Below are 4,004 nucleotides of genomic sequence, written 5' to 3'. Positions count from 1 at the left end.
GGCCTATGAAAAGGACGCAGAGACGGTGCTGTGGAGCCCGAAGACCCCGGAAAAATGATCCGGCCGGCGCGTGCTTGCGGGCTGACCGCAAGCACGCCAAGGCACCTGAGACGAATCGCTTCAATTATGAAACTTCAAGCTTGAAATAATATACGTCAGGCGCGATACTGAAGATAGGAAGCGAGAGGAGATCGCACAGATGAAGGTTGCGGTTCTCGGCGGCGGACCAGCCGGCCTCTACTTTGCCATTTCGATGAAGCTCAGGGACGCCGCGCACGAAGTGACCGTGTTCGAGCGCAACCGCGCCGACGACACATTCGGCTGGGGCGTCGTACTGTCGGCCGAAACGCTCGACAATCTGACCAGGAACGATCCTGTCAGTGCCGTCTGGATCAGGAAGCATTTCGCCTATTGGGACGACATCGCCGTCATCCATGATGGGGTGCGCACGGTCTCGACCGGCCATGGCTTCTGCGGCATCGGCCGCAAGCGGCTGCTCACCTTGCTGCAGCGGCGGGCCCGCGAGCTCGGCGTGAAGCTGGTCTTCGAGACCGATATCGCCGACCCCAAACCCTACATGGAGAGCCACGATCTGGTGGTCGCCGCCGACGGCTTGAATTCGAAGGCACGGAGCGCATTCGTCGACGTGTTCAAGCCCGATATCGACACCCGCAAATGCAAGTTCGTCTGGCTTGGCACCCAGCAGAAGTTCGATGATGCCTTCACCTTCATCTTCGAGAAGACGGAGCATGGCTGGGTGTGGGCGCATGCCTACCAGTTCGACAAGGACACCGCGACCTTCATCGTCGAATGCAGCGAGCAGACCTGGGGGCGCTTCGGCTTCGGCACGATGTCGCAGCAGGAATCGATCGCCGTCTGCGAACAGATCTTCGCCAGGCATCTCGCTGGCCATTCGCTGATGACCAACGCCAACCACATCAGAGGTTCGGCTTGGATCAATTTTCCGCGCGTGCTGTGCGAGCGCTGGTCCTACAAGAATTTGGCGCTGATGGGCGACGCAGCGGCATCAGCGCATTTCTCGATCGGCTCCGGCACCAAGCTGGCGCTGGAAAGCGCGGTGGCGCTGGCCGACTATGTCGATTCCGAGCCCGGCCTCGAGGCGGCGTTTCGCAAATATGAAGACGCCCGCCGCACCGAAGTGCTGAAGCTGCAGTCGGCGGCGCGCAACTCGCTCGAATGGTTCGAGGAGGTCGAGCGCTATCTCGGCCTCGATCCGGTGCAGTTCAATTATTCGCTGCTGACGCGCTCGCAGCGCATCAGCCACGAGAATTTGCGGCTGCGCGATGCCGAGTGGCTGGCCGGCGCCGAAGAATGGTTCCAGCGCCAGGCCGGCGCCGGCGGCAACAGTCTTCGTCGCGCGCCGATGTTCGCACCGTTCCGGCTGCGCGACATGGCGCTGCAGAACCGCATCGTCGTCTCGCCGATGGCGCAGTACAAGGCCGTCGACGGCTGCCCGACCGACTGGCACTTCGCCCACTATGCCGAACGGGCCAAGGGTGGCGCCGGCCTGCTCTACATCGAGATGACTTGCGTCAGCCCCGAAGGCCGCATCACGCCTGGCTGTACCGGCTTTTACGCGCCCGAGCACGAAGTCGCCTGGAAGCGGCTTGTTGATTTCGTCCACACCGAGACCGAGGCGAAGATCTGCGCGCAGATCGGCCATTCCGGCGCCAAGGGTTCGACCCGGCTCGGCTGGCAAGGAACCGACGTGCCACTGACATCAGGCAACTGGCCTGTCATGGCGGCGTCGGCGGTGGCATGGTCGCCCGAGAATCAGCTGCCGAAGGCGATGGACCGCGCCGACATGGATTTGGTGCGCGATCAATTCGTCGCTTCGGCCGAGATGGCTGAACGCTGCGGCTTCGACATGCTCGAAATCCACGCCGCGCACGGCTATCTCCTGTCCTCCTTCATCACGCCGCTGACCAACCGGCGCACGGACGCCTATGGCGGCTCGCTCGAAAACCGCATGCGCTATCCCTTGGAAATCTTCCATGCCGTCCGCGCCGCCTGGCCTGATGAAAAGCCTGTTTCAATACGCATCTCGGCCAATGACTGGGTCGGCATCGAAGGCGTGACACCGGCCGATGCGGTCGAAATCGCGCGGCTGCTGCATGAGGCCGGCGTCGACATCTGCGACGTGTCGGCCGGCCAGACTTCCGCCGAGGCAAGGCCGGTGTATGGCCGTATGTTCCAGACGCCGTTTTCCGACCGCATTCGCAACGAGGTCGGCATGGCGACCATGGCGGTCGGCAACATCTACGAACCGGACCATGTCAATTCGATCCTGATGGCCGGCCGGGCCGACCTGGTCGCGATGGCACGACCGCATCTCGCCGACCCCTACTGGACGTTGCATGCGGCCGTCACGCTCGGCGACCGCGGCGTCAAATGGCCTGATCCCTATCTGCCTGGCCGCGACCAGATCTACCGGCTGGCCGAACGCGACGCGGCAGCGGGGCTGAAGGTATGAGCGTCGTTGAAACGATGGCGGGACGGCATGCGCTGGTCACCGGCGGCGGCTCCGGCGTCGGCCGCGCCATCGCGCTGGCGCTCGCCGATGCCGGCATCGATGTCACCATCTGCGGCCGGCGCGAGGCAGCGCTGGCCGAGGTCGCCAGGGAAAACGACCGCATTTTCGGCATCGCCGCCGACGTCACCAATGAGGCGGCGATGGCGTCGCTCTACAGCCAGGCCGAGGCGGCGCGCGGGCCGATCGATATCGTCGTCGCCAATGCCGGCATGTCCGGCAGCGCGCCAGCACCGCGGACCTCGCTTGCGGACTGGCAGCGCACGCTCGACGTCAACCTGACCGGCGCGTTCCTGACAGTGAAACCGGCGCTGGCCGGCATGGTCGCACGGAAGATAGGCAGGATCATCTTCGTTGCTTCGACGGCCGGGCTAAAAGGCTACCCGTATGTCGCCGCTTACGTTGCCGCCAAGCATGGCGTCGTCGGCTTAATGCGAGCGCTGGCGGTAGAGACGGCAAAATCCGGGGTGACGGTCAACGCCGTCTGCCCGGGCTTCACCGAAACCGACATGCTCGAGGAATCCATCCAGCGAATCGTCGAAAAGACCGGCCGCTCGGCCGAAGAAGCACGGACGAGCCTTGCCTCGACCAACCCGCAAGGCCGCTTCATCCAGCCGGAAGAGATTGCAGCCGCGGTGCTGTGGCTGTGCGGCGATGCTGCCCAACCGATCACCGGACAGACGATTTCGATCTCGGGAGGCGAGACATGGTAGCCGGTCCCCTGCCCGCGCCGTCCGGATCCGGCAAGGATCGGCTGCGGCTGTGGGTGCGGCTGCTGCGCGCCTCGCGCAGCATCGAGGCCGAGCTGCGCGAGCGCCTGCGGCAGGAATTCAACACGACGCTGCCGCGCTTCGACGTGATGGCGGCACTCTACCGCGCGCCGGAAGGCATGTTGATGAGCGACCTGTCGCGCTTCCTGCTGGTGTCCAACGGCAATGTGACCGGGATCGTCGACCGGCTGGTTTCGGAAGGGCTGGTTACCCGCGCCCGGCGCAATGGCGACCGCCGCACCTCGATGGTGCGGTTGACGGAGGAAGGTTCGAAGGCTTTCGCTGTGATTGCCGCCGCGCATGAAAGCTGGATCGGCGAGCTGCTGGGCGACGTGAGCGAGGACGAGGCGCGCCGGCTGACCGGCATGCTGAATTCCTTCCGCAGCAATTGGGAGGGACGGGAATGACAAAGATGGCCGGCCGCAAGCCAAAGCATTTCCTCTGGCAGGTCGAAGGCAAGATCGCAAATATCCGGCTCGACCGCCCGGAGCGCAAGAACCCGCTGACCTTCGAAAGCTATGCCGAGCTGCGCGATACTTTTCGCGACCTCGTCTATGCCGACGACGTCGATGCGGTGGTGTTCCTGCCCAATGGCGGCAATTTCTGCTCCGGCGGCGATGTTCACGACATCATCGGCCCGCTGGTGAAGATGGACATGAAGGCATTGCTCGCCTTCACCCGAA

The 4,004-nt window shown here is 64.0% G+C and carries 4 protein-coding genes; all 4 read left to right on the top strand.

Features of this window, described 5'->3' with window-relative positions:
- Positions 1-199 precede the first annotated feature (199 nt).
- On the top strand, positions 200-2,494 hold the full coding sequence (locus EOA86_RS25450) for a bifunctional salicylyl-CoA 5-hydroxylase/oxidoreductase (protein ID WP_128344203.1): 2,295 nt from the start codon (positions 200-202) through the stop codon (positions 2,492-2,494).
- Complete coding sequence (locus EOA86_RS25445) at positions 2,491-3,264, top strand: SDR family NAD(P)-dependent oxidoreductase (RefSeq protein ID WP_128344201.1); 774 nt, start codon at positions 2,491-2,493, stop codon at positions 3,262-3,264. The genes EOA86_RS25450 and EOA86_RS25445 overlap by 4 nt, the downstream gene beginning before the upstream one ends.
- Positions 3,258-3,728, top strand: a complete 471-nt coding sequence (locus EOA86_RS25440; RefSeq protein ID WP_128344199.1) for a MarR family transcriptional regulator — start codon at positions 3,258-3,260, stop codon at positions 3,726-3,728. Before EOA86_RS25445 ends, EOA86_RS25440 begins: the two co-directional genes overlap by 7 nt.
- Positions 3,725-4,004: enoyl-CoA hydratase-related protein (locus EOA86_RS25435; RefSeq protein WP_245497369.1), on the top strand; the 280-nt coding region annotated here is incomplete at its 3' end. The genes EOA86_RS25440 and EOA86_RS25435, both read left to right, overlap by 4 nt.

The sequence above is a fragment of the Mesorhizobium sp. M5C.F.Ca.IN.020.32.2.1 genome, assembly GCF_004023105.1.
GTDB classification, from domain to species: Bacteria; Pseudomonadota; Alphaproteobacteria; order Rhizobiales; family Rhizobiaceae; genus Mesorhizobium; species Mesorhizobium wenxiniae.
Note: the sequence above shows the minus strand (reverse complement) of the source record. Positions and strands in the feature narration are given on the sequence as shown.

What these genes read in the sequence shown, in the direction of transcription:
- EOA86_RS25450 (WP_128344203.1), top strand. Translation starts at nt 200, where the DNA reads ATGAAGGTTGCGGTTCTCGGCGGCGGACCAGCCGGCCTCTACTTTGCC.
- EOA86_RS25445 (WP_128344201.1), top strand. Translation starts at nt 2,491, where the DNA reads ATGAGCGTCGTTGAAACGATGGCGGGACGGCATGCGCTGGTCACCGGC.
- EOA86_RS25440 (WP_128344199.1), top strand. Translation starts at nt 3,258, where the DNA reads ATGGTAGCCGGTCCCCTGCCCGCGCCGTCCGGATCCGGCAAGGATCGG.